A 13889-nucleotide genomic window follows, 5' to 3' on the forward strand; every position below is an offset into this window, starting at 1 on the left:
GCCTGAGGGATATGGGGAGACAGACGCCTGAGTTTACGCAATCCCCGCTTCGGTAGTGCCAGCCGCCGGCCGGCAACCTCGGCCAGGCAACCGGCGCCGGGGCCAATTGCCGGCCAGCGGCCAGCACTACCATCAGCATTCACCGCTACAATTGCCGCCGCACTCCGGCATGAAGACCCCTGCCCCTTGAACACCCCTGCATTGCTGGCTGCCAGCGGCCTGAGCTTCTCCCGCAATGACGAGCCGGTGTTCGGCCCGCTGGACTTCCATGTGGACGCCGGCGAAGCCCTGCTGGTGCAGGGAGGCAATGGCGCCGGCAAGACCACCCTGCTGCGCGTCCTGGCCGGCCTGGCCCGGCCCGGCGCCGGCCAGGTGCGGATCGACGGCAAGCCGGCCAGCAATGCCGAGCGTGCACGCTACGTGGCCTACCTCAGCCACCTGCCGGCCTTGAAGCCGGACCTGGATACGCTGGAGAACCTGCATTTCCTGTGTGGCCTGCACGGCCGCCGTGCGCGGCAGATGCCGGGCAACGCGCTGGCCATCGTCGGCCTGGCCGGCTACGAGGACACCCTGGTACGCCACCTGTCGGCCGGGCAGAAGCGCCGGCTGGCACTGGCGCGCATCTGGCTGTCGCCGGCGCCGCTGTGGCTGCTTGACGAACCCTACGCCAACCTCGACCTGGAGGGCATCACCCTGGTCAACCGGATGATTTCCGCGCACCTGCGCGCCGGGGGCGCTGCGCTGGTCACCACCCATGGCGCCTATGCCGCACCGCCGGTGCGCACCCGCCAGCTCGACCTTGGCGGTGCCGCATGATCGCGCCAGGCACCGAACCGGGCCTGTGGCAGACCGCGGGCGCCCTGCTCAAGCGTGACCTGCGCCTGCTCTGGCGCCGTCGCGGCGATGCGCTGCAGCCGCTGCTGTTCGCGGTGCTGGTGGTGGTGCTGTTCGCGCTGGCCCAGGGCCGCGAACCACAGCCGCTGGCCGCCACCGCCGGTGCGGTGCTGTGGTTGGCCGTGCTGCTGGCCGGCCAGCTGTCGCTGGATTCGCTGTTCCGTTCCGACGCCGAAGATGGCTCGCTGGAACAATGGCTGCTGGCGCCGGTGCCGCTGGCCTGGCTGGTGCTGGTGCGCGTGCTGCTGCATTGGGCCACCACTGCACTGCCGTTGATCGTGGTCAGCCCGCTGCTGGCGGAAATGCTGCATCTGCCGCATGACCAGCTGCCGATGTTGCTGGCATCGTTGCTGCTGGGAACACCGTTGCTGAGCCTGATCGGTGGCGTGGTCGCCGCGCTGACCGTAGGCATCCGGCGCTCTGGTATTCTCGTGGCGTTGCTGTCGTTGCCGCTGTATGTGCCGGTGCTGGTGTTCGGCGCAGGCAGCCTGGCGGCAGCCGGACGCGGACAGGATCCGGTCGGTGCGCTGCTGATGCTGGGCGCCGGCCTGCTGGTCGCACTGGTGCTGGCACCACTGGCCACTGCTGCTGCAATACGCATTTCTCTGAGTTGACCGAGCTGAGAGCCAATCCACCCCTGCTGGATAGCCGCCACGCATGAATCCGATTGTCCGCTGGTTCCACCAACTCGGTTCACCGCCCACGTTCGACCGTTTCGCTGCCCGCTGGTCGCGGGTGTTCTACCTCGCCGCGGTGCCGGTGCTGCTGGTCGGCATGTGGCAGGCGCTGCTGGTGGTGCCGCCGGAGGCCAAGCAGCTGGACAGCTTCCGCATCCTCTACATCCACGTGCCCAGTGCCTGGATGAGCCTGTTCGTGTTCGCGCTGATGGCGCTGTATGCGGCCATCGCGCTGATCTGGCGGATCAAGGTCTGCGAGATCCTGGCCATGGCCTGTGCGCCGATGGGCGCCGGCTTCACCCTGATCACCCTGCTGACCGGCAGCATCTGGGGCAAAGGCACCTGGGGCACCTGGTGGGACTGGGACCCGCGCATGACCAGTGAGCTGGTGCTGCTGTTCCTGTACCTGGGCGTGATCGGCCTGTACCACGCCATCGAGGACCGCCGCAGCGCCGCGCGCGCGGCCGGCCTGCTGGCCATCGTCGGCGTCAGCCTGCTGCCGGTGATCCGCTATTCGGTGGACTGGTGGGGTGGCCTGCATCAGCGCCAGTCGATCAACGTATTCGGTGAATCGGCGATCAGCAGCGCGATGATCGCGCCGCTGTGGTGGATGGTGATCGGCACCAAGTTCTGGTTCGCCGGTTCGGTGCTGGCCAAGGCACGCGCCGACAACCTCGACCGCGAGGCCGGCAAGGCCTGGGTCGGTGGCCGCGTCGATGCCGCACGCCCGACCGGGGAGGCCCAGCCGTGACCCACCTGCCTTATGTGATCGGCGCCTACGCCGTGTTCGTGCTGGTGCTCGGCGCCGATGCCATCGGCTCGTGGCTGCGCCTGCGCGTGGCGCGCCGGCTCGCCCTGGCCCGCCAGCAACGCCAGCAGACCCGCTCCGGCAGGCAGGATGCGGCGGCCTCGCTGCCGGCGGAGCTGGAACGATGACGCCGGTGCAGCGTCGCCGCCTGGCCTGGGTGCTGCTGGCCCTGCTCGCCTCCGGCCTGGCCACCGCACTGGTGGCGATGGCGCTGGAGCGCAACATCGCCTACCTGTACACGCCCGCGGAAGTACTGCGCGGCGATGTGGATGCGCAGTCGCGCTTCCGCTTGGGCGGCATGGTGGTGAAAGGCTCATTCAACCGCCCGGTCGGTTCGCTGGAAGCACGTTTCGAAGTGACCGATGGCGATGCACAGCTGGCGGTGACCACCTCGCGGATCCTGCCGGACATGTTTGCAGAAGGCACCGCCGTGGTCGCCAGCGGCCGCCTGCAGGACGGCACCTTCGTCGCCGACGAAGTGCTGGCCAAGCACGACGAAAAATACGTGCCGAAGGAAGTGGCGGACAAGATGGGCGATGCCCATCGCAAGCACGACGTGCCGGTGACGGCACCCGAGGTGCGCTGAGTGCTGCCCGAACTGGGTCAGATCCTGTTGTTGTGTGCGTTGCTGGCCTCGCTGCTGCAGGCTGGCCTGCCGCTGGTGGGCGCGCATCGCGACAACACGGCATGGATGGCGGTGGCGCGGCCTGCCGCGTTCGCGCAGCTGCTGCTGACCGCTGGTGCGTTCGCGGCGCTCACCGCCGCGTTCGTGCAGCAGGATTTCTCGGTGCGCTACGTGGCCGAGAATTCCAATTCGCTGCTGCCGATGATCTACCGCTATTCGGCGGTATGGGGCGCGCACGAGGGCTCGCTGCTGATGTGGGCGCTGGTGCTGGCATTGTGGACCGGCGCGGTGGCGCTGTTCTCCCGGCACCTGCCTGCACCGGTACAGGCGCGCGTACTGGCGGTGATGGGCATCGTCAGCGTCGGATTCCTCGCCTTCCTGATCTTCACCTCCAACCCGTTCCTGCGCCTGAACCCTGCGCCGCTGGAAGGGCGCGATCTCAACCCGCTGCTGCAGGACCCGGGCCTGATCATCCATCCACCGATGCTCTATATCGGTTATGTCGGCTTCGCGGTGCCGTTCGCGTTCGCGGTGGCCGCGCTGCTGGAAGGTCGCGTGGATGCGCGCTGGCTGCGCTGGACGCGGCCCTGGACCAACGTTGCGTGGGGCTTCCTGACCCTGGGCATCGCCCTGGGCAGCTGGTGGGCGTACTACGAGCTGGGCTGGGGTGGCTGGTGGTTCTGGGACCCGGTGGAGAACGCCAGCTTCATGCCATGGCTGGTCGGTGCGGCACTGATCCATTCGCAGGCCGTCACTGAAAAGCGCGGCACCTTCGGCAGCTGGACCCTGCTGCTGGCGATCGCCGCCTTCGCGCTGTCGCTGCTGGGCACCTTCCTGGTGCGCTCCGGCGTGCTGACCAGCGTGCATTCGTTCGCCGCCGATCCGTCGCGCGGCCTGTTCATCCTGGTGTTCCTGTCGGTGCTGGTCGGCGGCAGCCTGCTGCTGTACGCGCTGCGTGCCAACCAGCTCAGCGTGGACGCCGACGATCCGCGCCGTGGCTTCACCGCCACCTCGCGCGAGACCCTGCTGCTGGCCAACAACCTGCTGCTGGCCACAGCCTGCGCGATGGTCCTGCTCGGCACACTGTATCCACTGCTGGCCGATGCGCTGTCGCTGGGCAAGATTTCCGTCGGGCCGCCCTACTTCGGCAGTCTGTTCCTGCTGCTGATGGCCCCGATGGTGCTGCTGCTGCCGTTCGGCCCGCTGGTGAAGTGGCAACGCGACCAACCTTCGCGTGCATTCGCGCTGCTGGCGCCGTGGCTGGGGCTGGCCGTGCTGCTGGGCGCCCTGGCCTGGTGGCAGGCGCCGCAGAACGGCTGGAAGGCCGGCCTTGGCGTCGCCGCGGCGGCCTGGGTTGGAATCGGCACCGCGCGCTTCGTCTGGCAGCGCCTGCGCGGCAACGGCCGCTTCACCGCCGAGATGCTCGGCATGATCGTCGCCCACGCCGGCATCGCCGTGTTCCTGGCCGGCGCACTGCTGGTGGAAGCCTTGAACGTGCAGCGCGAAGTGGCGCTGGCGCCGGGCCAGCAGCTGGTGGTCGGTCGCTACGAAGTCCGCTTCGAAGGCGTGGACCATCGCGAAGGGCCGAATTTCATCGCTGATCGAGGCCATCTGCGGGTGTTCCGCAACGGCCGCGAGCAGGCCCTGCTGCATCCCGAGAAGCGCCAGTACGCCAGTGGCGGCCAGGTGATGACCGAGGCCGGCATCGATGCACGCTTCGACGGTGATGTCTACGTGGCATTGGGCGAGCCGCTGGGCAACAATGCATGGGCGGTACGGGTGCACATCAAGCCGTTCGTGCGCTGGATCTGGCTGGGCGCGCTGCTGATGGCCCTGGGCGGATTCATCACCGCCGCCGACCGCCGTTTCCGTCGTCCGTAGGAGTTCCCATGTCCGAGTCCCCCGCCCCTCGCCCTTCCCGCCCGCTGCCGCCGGTAGCCATCGTGATAGGCGTGCTGTTCTTCTTCGGCCTGCTTGGGCTGATGATCTACGGGGTGATGAAATCGGGCGATCCGCAGCGCGACGTGCTGCCCTCGGCGCTGATCGACAAGCCGGCGCCGGCGTTCGCGCTGCCGGTGCTGCACGACCCGGAAATGATCGTGCACAGCGACGACCTGCGCGGTGCGCCCTACCTGCTGAACGTATGGGGCAGCTGGTGCGCGGCCTGCCGCGAGGAACACCCGGTGCTGACCCGCTTCGCCGAGAGCAAGCGCGTGCGCGTGATCGGCTACAACTGGAAGGATGACCCCACCGACGCGCTGCACTGGCTGGAACAGCTGGGCAACCCGTTCATGGTGGTGCTCAGCGATGTCGAAGGCCGCACCGCGATCGACTGGGGCGTGACCGCTGCACCGGAAACCTTCCTGGTAGACGGTAGTGGCATCGTGCGCTGGAAATACAGCGGCGCGATGACCCAGCGCGTGGTCGACGAGAAGCTGATCCCGGCGCTGGAGAAGATCGAGAAGGCCCAGGGCAATGCCGGCAACACCCTGCACACGGCGCCTTGAGCCCATGCGCTGCCTGCTGGCGCTGCTGCTCCTGATGCTGCCACTGGCCGTGCCGGCCCAGCAGCCGCTGCACGATCCGCAGCCGCTGCAGTTCCGCGATGGCGCCGAGGAACGCCGCTTCCATGACCTGGCCGCGCAGCTGCGCTGCGTGCAGTGCCAGAACCAGTCGCTGGCCGATTCCAACGCACAGATCGCCCAGGACCTGCGCCGCGAGGTGCTGCAGCTGATGCAGCAGGGCCACGACGATGCGCAGATCAAGCAGTTCCTGGTCGCGCGCTATGGTGAGTTCGTTCTCTACCAGCCACCGCTGCAACCAGGCACCTGGCTGTTGTGGGGGGGCCCGCTTCTGGTACTGGGTGCGGGCGCACTGGTGGTGCTGGGGATCGTCCGCCGTCGTGGACGCACGGTCGGCGCCGCGCCGGCCGGCAAGGCCGATGAAGGAGATGGATGGTGAGCCACTGGCTGCCGATGCTGGCCGGCCTGGTCGCTGCGCTGGTGGCAGCGCTGGTGCTGTGGCCGCTGCGCCACCACGGTCGCCGCGGTTTCGCGGTGGGCGTGATTGCACTTGGCGTGGCTGGCGCCTGTCTTTACCTGCTGGTGGGCGATCCGCGCGCCGCACAGGTGCAGCCGGCGCCGTCGGTGGCGACGCTGCGCGATGGCGTGCAGGCCCTGCAGGATGCGTTGGAGCGTGACCCACAGCGGGCCGATGGCTGGACCCTGCTGGGTCGTTCGCAGGCCGAACTGGGCAATGCCTCAGCTGCGGCGGGCGCGTTCGCGCGGGCCGCAGCATTGGCACCGGATGATCCGGGCGTACTGGTGGAAGCCGCGCAGGCACGTGCGCAGGCCGACGCCAGCAAACAATTCGATGACACCGCAATGGCCTGGTTGCAGCAGGCGCGCACGCTGGCACCCGATGCCGAGCGCGCAAGCTGGCTGCTCGGCATCGCCCTGCGCCAGCGGGGCCGGAATGCCGAAGCCGCCGACGTCTGGAGCAGCCTGCTGCCGCGACTGGAACCGGGCGCCGCGCAGGCACTGCAGGCACAGATCGCCATCGCCCGCGAAGCTGCCGGCCAGGCACCTGATGCTGCCGCTGCGACGCCGCAGGCGCTGCTGCAGGTGCGCGTACAGCTGCCTGCACTGAAGGCGAACGAGTGGCCAGCCAGCACCCAGGTGTTCGTGCTGGCCCGTGCCGTCGGCGGCCCGCCGATGCCGGTGGCCGCTCGCAAGCTGCCGCTGGCCGGCTTCCCGGCCACGGTCGGGCTGGGCGACGGTGACAGTCCAATGCCGACCGCACCGCTGTCGGCACATCGCGAAGTGGAAGTGCTGGCACGCATCTCGCGTACCGGTAGCGCCAACCGCAGCGAGGGCGACCTGCAGAGCGTGCCGGTGAAGGTGAGCCTGCCGCATGACGGCGTGGTTGAGCTGCGGTTTCCCTGACCTGTAGCGCCGAGCCCATGCTCGGCAGCCGAACATGGGCTCGGCTCTACAGTAGATCCACGCCATGCGTGGATACGGCCACCGATGGAAACCAGCATGTCGCCAGCTGCACATCCGGCCCCGCTAGAATGCCCGCATGACTGAATTCATCCCGCCCGGCACCCGTTTCCATGCCCTGCCCTCGCCGTTCCCGTTCAAGCGCGGTGGCGCCCTGCACGGCGCCCGCGTGGCCTATGAAACCTGGGGAACGCTGGCTGCCGACGCAGGCAACGCGATCCTGATCGTGACCGGTCTTTCGCCGGATGCGCACGCAGCGGCCAACGACGCCAATCCGGCACCGGGCTGGTGGGAAGGCATGGTTGGTCCCGGCAAGCCGATCGATACCAACCGCTGGTTCGTGGTGTGCGTGAACTCGCTGGGCAGCTGCAAAGGCTCCACCGGCCCCGCCTCGCTCAATCCGGCCACGGGCGAACCGTATCGCCTCGACTTCCCCGAACTGTCGATCGAAGACGGCGCACGCGCCGCCATCGAAGTCATGCATGCGCTGGGCATCGAGCAGCTGGCCTGCGTGATCGGCAATTCGATGGGCGGCATGACCGCGCTGGCCGTGCTGATGCTGCATCCGGGCATCGCGCGCAGCCACGTCAACATTTCCGGCAGCGCGCAGGCGCTGCCGTTCTCGATCGCGATCCGCTCGCTGCAGCGCGAAGCGATCCGCCTTGATCCGCGCTGGAACGGCGGCCACTACGACGACGACGCGTATCCCGAGTCCGGCATGCGCATGGCGCGCAAGCTGGGCGTGATCACCTATCGCTCGGCACTGGAATGGGACGGCCGTTTCGGCCGCGTGCGGCTGGATTCGGACCAGACCGATGATGATCCGTTCGGCCTGGAATTCCAGGTGGAAAGCTATCTGGAAGGGCACGCGCGGCGCTTCGTGCGTTTCTTCGACCCGAACTGCTATCTGTACCTGAGCCGATCGATGGACTGGTTCGACCTGGCCGAGTACGCCGATGGCGATGTGCTGGCGGGGCTGGCGAAGATCCGGGTGGAGAAGGCGCTGGCCATCGGCGCCAACACCGACATCCTGTTCCCGGTGCAGCAGCAGCAACAGGTCGCCGACGGCCTGCGTGCCGGAGGCGCTGAAGCGCATTTCATCGGATTGGAGTCACCGCAGGGCCACGACGCCTTCCTGGTCGACTTCGATCGTTTCGGCCCGGCCGTGCGCGGCTTCCTCGACGCGCTGTAAGTGGGCTGGCGGCGCAACCTGGCGCTGGCCGCGTTCGGCGCGTTGATCGCGCTGATGATCAGCGGCGTGCTGCCGCTGTGGCTGGGCGGATGGTGCCTGCTGGCCAGCGCGGTGTCCTTCGGCCTGTACGGTCACGACAAGCGCGCGGCGCAGCGAAAGCAGTGGCGGATTCCCGAACGTACCCTGCAGCTGCTGGCGTTCGCCGGCGGCTGGCCCGGCGCGCTGCTGGGCCAGGCCGTGTTCCGCCACAAGCACCGCAAGGCCACGTTCCAGTGGGCGTTCTGGCTGTGCGTACTGGCAAACGTGGCCTCGATCGCGGTGATGCTGCGCGAGTTCTCGCGATAGCCAACCTGTAGGGCCGGGCCCATGCTCGGCTGCCTCTTTACGAAGCCGAGCATGGGCTCGGCTCTACAGTAGATCCACGCCACGCGTGGATGTGCATCGGTCAAAGTTCGCGGACCAGGGCGCCATCACGCAACCGGTACTGCGCGTCAACCACGCCTTTGGGCAGATCATCGTGGGTGATCATCAGCAGGCTGCGCCCGTCCAGCAACCCGGAAAGATCCTGCAGCAGCGCACGTGCTGTATCCACGTCCAGGCCTTCGGTGGGTTCGTCCAGCAGCAGGATCGGCGCATTGCGCAGCAGCGCGCGCGCCAGCGCCAGGCGCCGCGCCTGGCCGGCCGACATCGTCGCGCCGTTCTCGCCCACCCAGGTCTGCAGGCCACCATTCCGCTCGGCCCATTCACCCAGGCGCACGCGGCGCAGCACCGCCCACAAGGCGGCATCGCTGGCATCGGGATCACCCAATCGCAGGTTCTCGGCCACGCTGCCGGCAAACACCGGCGCGTTCTGCGGCAGCCATGCCAGTTGCTGGTGCCAATCAGCCTGACAGAAATCACGCAGGTCGCGGCCGCCGTAGGTCAGTCGTCCCTGCTGAGGATCCCATAGCCGCAGCAGCAGGCTGGACAGGGTGGTCTTGCCACTGCCGCTGTCGCCACGGATGGCAATTCGTTCGCCCGGCGCGAGGGTCAACTGCAGGCCGGACAACACCGGTCGCGCCGCGCCCGGCCACTGGAAATGCACGTCATCCCAATGCACGCGTGCGGCCTGCGGCACTGCCTGTGGCGCCTGCGGATCCTCCACCGTCGGCGGTTGCTCGACGATGGCCTGCAGGCGATCGGCGGCGATGCGCCCGGCCTGCAGCGACTGCCAGGCCAGGCCCATGCCCGCCCACAGTTCGATCAGTGCCACGGTAAGGAACACCAGGCCCGCCGCCATTTCCGGCGCGATGCGCTGCTGTTCGGCCGCGAGGAGCGCCAGCGCCAGCATCGCCACCAGCCCCAGCCCCGCGACCACGCCATGCAGGGTCGAGGCTGCGATCAGGCGCCAGCGCCGACGACGATCACGCGCGGCCAGCTGCTTGGCGGCCACGCGCACCTTCAGCTGCCAGGCCGCATCGGCATGCAGCGCGGCCAGATCGCCCGCCCCCTCCAATCCTTCAAAGGCGGCTGTGCGCAGTGCAGCACGATGCGCGGCACGGTCGGCCTCTTCATCGTCGCGGCCACGCACACCCAGCCACGGCACGCCGAAGGCGATCAGCAGCGCCAGCACCGCCAGCAGCACCGCTGCCGACGGCAGTATCAGCGCCGCCGATGCAACCGCCACCAGCGACAGCGCGCCCAACGCCACCAGTGGCCCGATCGCACGCACCAGCAGGCCATCCACTTCACCGATGTCACCGAGCAGGCGCGCCAGAAGTTCGCCGGTGCGCGTAGCCCCCAACCGTGCGGGTGCCAGCGGCAACGCGCGGCGGAAGAACCACACGCGCAGGTCGCGGGCGATGCGCAGGGTGGCATCGTGGCCGACCAGCTTCTCGAAGTAGCGCGACACGATGCGTGCCATCGTCAGCCCGCGGATACCTGCGGACGGCGAGAAGAAGTTGAAGCCCTGGCCGAGGCCGGCCGCACCAGCCAATGCGGCGGCGGTGAGGAAGCCACCGGACAGGCCCAGCAATGCAGTGCCGGCCAGCATGGTGGTCCACAACAGCAGGATCGTCAGCAGCAGGCGCGGCCGATGACGCAGGAACACCGCACGCAGCGAATCAGGCGAGCGGCTCATGCGCGCACCGCCTGCGCCGGTTCCACCAGGCGACCTTCCGGCAACAGCAGGCAACGGTCGGCCCAGGCGATCACCGCCGGGCTGTGGGTGGCGACCACCACGCTGCGGCCTCGTGCATAGGCCGCCAGGCTGCGCAGCAGGGCCGCTTCGGTATCGGCATCGAGAAACGCGGTGGGTTCGTCCAGCAACAGCACCTGCGGGTCGCGCAGCAACAACCGGGCCAGGCCGATGCGACGGGCTTCGCCGCCGGACAGGCCGAAGCCACGTTCGCCGATCACCGTATCCAATCCCTGTGGCAGGCGCTGTGCGAACTGAAGCACCTGCGCGGCCTCGGCCACCGCACGCAGGCGCGCATCGCTGGCACCCGGATCGGCCAGGCGCAGGTTGTCGGCAATGCTGCCGTGGAACAGGTACGGGCGCTGGCTGGCATAGGCCACCTGCACGCCAGGACGCAGCTGCAGTTTGCCGGCGCGCGGTGGCAGCCAGCCGGCCAGCGCTTCCAGCAAGGTGCTTTTGCCGGACCCGCTGGGACCGACCAGGGCCAGGCGCTGGCCCGGCTCCAGCAGCACGTCCAGATCGTGCAGCACATCATGCGGCGCGCCCAACGGGCGAAGCACCAGGCCCTGTGCCTGCAGCGGCGGCAATGCAGCTTCGGCCGGTTCCACCGCCAGCGGTGCGATCTCGTTCTCGATCAGGCCCTGCTCCTCGGGCAGAGACTGCAGCAGCCGTTCCACCTCGGCAGCAGCGGCCAGTGCGTTGGCACGATCGTGGTAGTGCGCGGCCAGGCGCCGCAGCGGCGCGTAGAACTCCGGCGCCAGCAGCAGGCAGAACAGGCCCGCGCCCAGCGTCGGCACCATCGAGTGCAGCGACATCATGCCCAGGTAGCTCAGGCCCAGGTACAGCGCGACCATCGCCACGCTCACCGAGGCGAAGAATTCCAGCACCGTGGACGACAGGAAGGCGATGCGCAGCACCTTCAGGGTGCGCACGCGCACCCCTTCGGCGGCGGCCTCGATACCTTCCAGCTCGGCCTCGCCACGGCCATACAGGCGCAGCAGGCCCAGGCCCTTGATGCGATCAGCGAAGTGGCCGCTCATCCTCGCCAGTTCGCCCAGCTGGGCACGACCGGCGGCTTCGGCGCCCCAGCCCACCAGCATCATGAAGAACGGCACCAGTGGTGCGGTGAACAGCAGGATCAGCGCCACCACCCAATCAACCCACGCCACCGCGGCCAGGATCAGCAGTGGCACCACCACCACTTCGGTGCGCACCGGCAGGAAGCCACTGTAATAGTTCTCGATCGCATCGCCGTGATGCAGCATCAGTTCGCCCAGCTCACCGGTGCGGCGTTGCCGCAGCCACAGCGGGCCATGCCCGAGCAGTCGCGCGAACACGCGCTCGCGCAGGGCCAGCCGTGCGGCATCGGCCACATCACCGGCGGCAGCCTGGGTGGCGCTGCCGAGCAGCGTGCGCAGCACCAGGACCAGCGCCAGCCCACCCAGCACCGGCAGGCCCGATGCCAACGGTGCGCGCTCCACCAGCACCTGCTGCACCAGCCAGGCAATGGCGGCAGCCTGGCCGATCAACAGCGCTCCGGACAGGCTGATGCACAGCGCCGCCAGGCGCTGGCGGCCTCGAGCGGTGCGTGCCAGGTCAGCCAGCCAAGCCGTGCGTACGCGCCGCTGGCGGGCGGTTTCAGCTTCCGGGGAAAGGCCGTCAGGGGTCGTTTCGGCAGCGCTCAAGGGGTCTTCACGGGCATCGGGGGAGACACGGCATTGTAGGCGCAGGCAACAGCCCGCCCCTGCGGCCGGCGGTCGCAGTCTTCATCAGGTTCGCATACGATCCCTTCGCATACCTGTTCATACATTGATCTGGATCAAGGCTGTTTGAAGTAGTCGGTCACATCATTCACGTCGTAGACCACCCTTCCCGCCACCTGCAACGGCACTATCCAACGAGGTAGCCAGGCCATGATTGATCAGACAGTCGTAGAACTGTCGCGGCTGCAATTCGCGCTGACCGCGATGTACCACTTCCTATTCGTACCGCTCACCCTCGGCCTGTCCTTCATGGTGGCCATCATGGAGAGCGTGTACGTGATGACCGGCAAGGAGATCTGGCGCAGGATGACCCTGTTCTGGGGCGTCCTGTTCGGCATCAACTTCGCCATGGGCGTTGCCACCGGCATCGTCATGGAATTCCAGTTCGGCATGAACTGGTCCTACTACAGCCACTACGTGGGTGACATCTTCGGTGCGCCGCTGGCGATCGAAGGCCTGATGGCCTTCTTCCTGGAGGCCACCTTCGTCGGCCTGTTCTTCTTCGGCTGGAACCGCCTCACCAAGGTCAAGCACCTGATGGTGACCTGGCTGATGGCGCTGGGCACCAACCTGTCGGCAATCTGGATCCTGGTGGCCAATGGCTGGATGCAGAACCCGACCGGTGCGGTGTTCAACCCGGAAACCATGCGCATGGAAGTGGTCGACTTCATGGCGGTGGTGTTCAACCCGGTGGCGCAGGCCAAGTTCGTGCACACCGTCAGCGCCGGCTACGTGACCGGTGCGGTGTTCGTGATGGCGATCAGCGCGCTGTTCCTGCTGCGCAACAAGCACAAGGACCTGGCCCGTCGTTCGTTCGCGGTGGCCGCGGCGTTCGGCCTGCTGTCATCGCTGTCGGTGGTCGTGCTGGGTGACGAGAGCGGCTACGCCGCCAGCGAACACCAGAAGATGAAGCTGGCCGCGATCGAAGCGATGTGGGAGACCGAGCGTGCGCCGGCCGACTTCACCGCCTTCGGCATCCCGAACCAGGAAACCCACCAGAACGACTATGCGGTGAAGATCCCCTACCTGATGGGCCTGATCGCCACCCGCTCGTTGAACCAGCCGATTCCGGGCATCCTGGAGCTGGTCGAGCGCGCCGAACACCGCGTGCGTGGCGGCCAGCTGGCCTACGGTGCATTGGAACGCCTGCGCGCCAACAAGAACGACGTTGAAGCACGCGAGATGTTCGACCGCCACTGGCAGGACCTGGGCCACGGCCTGCTGCTCAAGCGCTACCGCGACGACATCCTCAACGCCACCCCGCAGGAAATCTCGCAGGCGGCGATGGACACCGTGCCGCGCGTGATGCCGCTGTTCTGGACCTTCCGCGTGATGGCCGGCCTCGGCTTCTACCTGATCGCCTTCTTCGCACTGGCCTTCTACTACTCCTGCCGCAACAACTTCCAGGACAAGCGCTGGTTCCTCACGCTGGCCCTGTGGACGCTGCCGGCGCCGTGGATCGCGATCGAGTGCGGCTGGTTCGTGGCCGAGTATGGTCGCCAGCCGTGGGCGGTCGATGGCGTGCTGCCGACCTTCTATGCGGCATCGGGCCTGGCCCTGCATGAAATCGTGCTGACCCTGGCAGGCTTCACCGCAATCTACACCGCGCTGATCGTGGTCGAGATCAAGCTGATGCTCAAGGCGATCCGCAAGGGTCCGGACGAGGTGCTGCCGTCGCTGCAGTCGCCCCAGCCGCATGCTTCCCACAATGCCTCGGCGCCGGCCGCCGGCCAGGCCTGAGGCAGGAGAACCA

General features: G+C 68.1%; 14 protein-coding genes. 12 read left to right on the plus strand and 2 right to left on the minus strand.

Going from position 1 to position 13889, the window contains the following annotated elements; all coding sequences use genetic code 11:
* The first annotated feature begins 201 nt into the window (after positions 1–201).
* The 11 genes from ccmA (at position 202) to ACZK29_RS14690 (ending at position 8542) form a co-directional block, all read left to right on the plus strand.
* Positions 202–816: a heme ABC exporter ATP-binding protein CcmA gene (gene ccmA / locus ACZK29_RS14640; protein WP_414490363.1), complete on the plus strand. Its 615-nt coding sequence runs from the start codon at positions 202–204 to the stop codon at positions 814–816.
* The gene (gene ccmB / locus ACZK29_RS14645) at positions 813–1508 is read left to right on the plus strand and encodes a heme exporter protein CcmB (RefSeq protein WP_197591397.1); all 696 of its coding nucleotides are present in this window, start codon (positions 813–815) and stop codon (positions 1506–1508) included. The genes ccmA and ccmB overlap by 4 nt, the downstream gene beginning before the upstream one ends.
* 43 nt (positions 1509–1551) lie before the next feature.
* Positions 1552–2322 carry a heme ABC transporter permease CcmC gene (gene ccmC / locus ACZK29_RS14650; RefSeq protein ID WP_459047089.1) on the plus strand — a complete coding sequence of 257 codons (771 nt, stop codon included), beginning with the start codon at positions 1552–1554 and terminating at the stop codon, positions 2320–2322.
* Positions 2319–2507 carry a heme exporter protein CcmD gene (locus ACZK29_RS14655; protein WP_459047090.1) on the plus strand — a complete coding sequence of 63 codons (189 nt, stop codon included), beginning with the start codon at positions 2319–2321 and terminating at the stop codon, positions 2505–2507. The genes ccmC and ACZK29_RS14655 overlap by 4 nt, the downstream gene beginning before the upstream one ends.
* Positions 2504–2965 carry a cytochrome c maturation protein CcmE gene (gene ccmE, locus ACZK29_RS14660; protein ID WP_459047091.1) on the plus strand — a complete coding sequence of 154 codons (462 nt, stop codon included), beginning with the start codon at positions 2504–2506 and terminating at the stop codon, positions 2963–2965. The genes ACZK29_RS14655 and ccmE overlap by 4 nt, the downstream gene beginning before the upstream one ends.
* On the plus strand, positions 2966–4885 hold the full coding sequence (locus ACZK29_RS14665; protein WP_478446192.1) for a heme lyase CcmF/NrfE family subunit: 1920 nt from the start codon (positions 2966–2968) through the stop codon (positions 4883–4885). It abuts the gene before it with no gap.
* A gap of 8 nt (positions 4886–4893) precedes the next feature.
* Positions 4894–5511 carry a DsbE family thiol:disulfide interchange protein gene (locus tag ACZK29_RS14670; protein WP_049430564.1) on the plus strand — a complete coding sequence of 206 codons (618 nt, stop codon included), beginning with the start codon at positions 4894–4896 and terminating at the stop codon, positions 5509–5511.
* A 4-nt stretch (positions 5512–5515) separates the two neighbouring features.
* Positions 5516–5965 (plus strand): cytochrome c-type biogenesis protein, encoded by a 450-nt coding sequence (locus tag ACZK29_RS14675; protein ID WP_111202847.1) that lies wholly within the window; start codon positions 5516–5518, stop codon positions 5963–5965.
* On the plus strand, positions 5959–6948 hold the full coding sequence (locus tag ACZK29_RS14680) for a tetratricopeptide repeat protein (protein WP_111202849.1): 990 nt from the start codon (positions 5959–5961) through the stop codon (positions 6946–6948). Before ACZK29_RS14675 ends, ACZK29_RS14680 begins: the two co-directional genes overlap by 7 nt.
* A gap of 136 nt (positions 6949–7084) precedes the next feature.
* Positions 7085–8197, plus strand: a complete 1113-nt coding sequence (gene metX, locus ACZK29_RS14685; RefSeq protein WP_459047095.1) for a homoserine O-acetyltransferase MetX — start codon at positions 7085–7087, stop codon at positions 8195–8197.
* On the plus strand, positions 8198–8542 hold the full coding sequence (locus tag ACZK29_RS14690; protein ID WP_111202851.1) for a DUF1294 domain-containing protein: 345 nt from the start codon (positions 8198–8200) through the stop codon (positions 8540–8542).
* A 100-nt stretch (positions 8543–8642) separates the two neighbouring features.
* Here the strand turns inward: ACZK29_RS14690 and cydC are convergent, their stop codons facing one another.
* Positions 8643–10316: a thiol reductant ABC exporter subunit CydC gene (gene cydC, locus ACZK29_RS14695; RefSeq protein ID WP_111202853.1), complete on the minus strand. Its 1674-nt coding sequence runs from the start codon at positions 10314–10316 to the stop codon at positions 8643–8645.
* Positions 10313–12058, minus strand: a complete 1746-nt coding sequence (cydD, locus tag ACZK29_RS14700; protein WP_111202855.1) for a thiol reductant ABC exporter subunit CydD — start codon at positions 12056–12058, stop codon at positions 10313–10315. Before cydD ends, cydC begins: the two co-directional genes overlap by 4 nt.
* A 228-nt stretch (positions 12059–12286) precedes the next feature.
* Between cydD and ACZK29_RS14705 the strand changes: the two genes are divergently transcribed.
* Positions 12287–13876: a cytochrome ubiquinol oxidase subunit I gene (locus ACZK29_RS14705; protein ID WP_049431332.1), complete on the plus strand. Its 1590-nt coding sequence runs from the start codon at positions 12287–12289 to the stop codon at positions 13874–13876.
* Positions 13877–13889 lie beyond the last annotated feature (13 nt).

The organism is Stenotrophomonas sp. 89682_Sma, assembly GCF_056481405.1.

Bases quoted from the DNA above. Each gene is read 5' to 3' on its own strand.
- ccmB (WP_197591397.1), top strand. From the start codon at position 813: ATGATCGCGCCAGGCACCGAACCGGGCCTGTGGCAGACCGCGGGCGCC.
- ccmC (WP_459047089.1), top strand. From the start codon at position 1,552: ATGAATCCGATTGTCCGCTGGTTCCACCAACTCGGTTCACCGCCCACG.
- ccmE (WP_459047091.1), top strand. From the start codon at position 2,504: ATGACGCCGGTGCAGCGTCGCCGCCTGGCCTGGGTGCTGCTGGCCCTG.
- ACZK29_RS14670 (WP_049430564.1), top strand. From the start codon at position 4,894: ATGTCCGAGTCCCCCGCCCCTCGCCCTTCCCGCCCGCTGCCGCCGGTA.
- ACZK29_RS14675 (WP_111202847.1), top strand. From the start codon at position 5,516: ATGCGCTGCCTGCTGGCGCTGCTGCTCCTGATGCTGCCACTGGCCGTG.
- ACZK29_RS14680 (WP_111202849.1), top strand. From the start codon at position 5,959: ATGGTGAGCCACTGGCTGCCGATGCTGGCCGGCCTGGTCGCTGCGCTG.
- metX (WP_459047095.1), top strand. From the start codon at position 7,085: ATGACTGAATTCATCCCGCCCGGCACCCGTTTCCATGCCCTGCCCTCG.
- cydC (WP_111202853.1), bottom strand. From the start codon at position 10,316: ATGAGCCGCTCGCCTGATTCGCTGCGTGCGGTGTTCCTGCGTCATCGG.
- ACZK29_RS14705 (WP_049431332.1), top strand. From the start codon at position 12,287: ATGATTGATCAGACAGTCGTAGAACTGTCGCGGCTGCAATTCGCGCTG.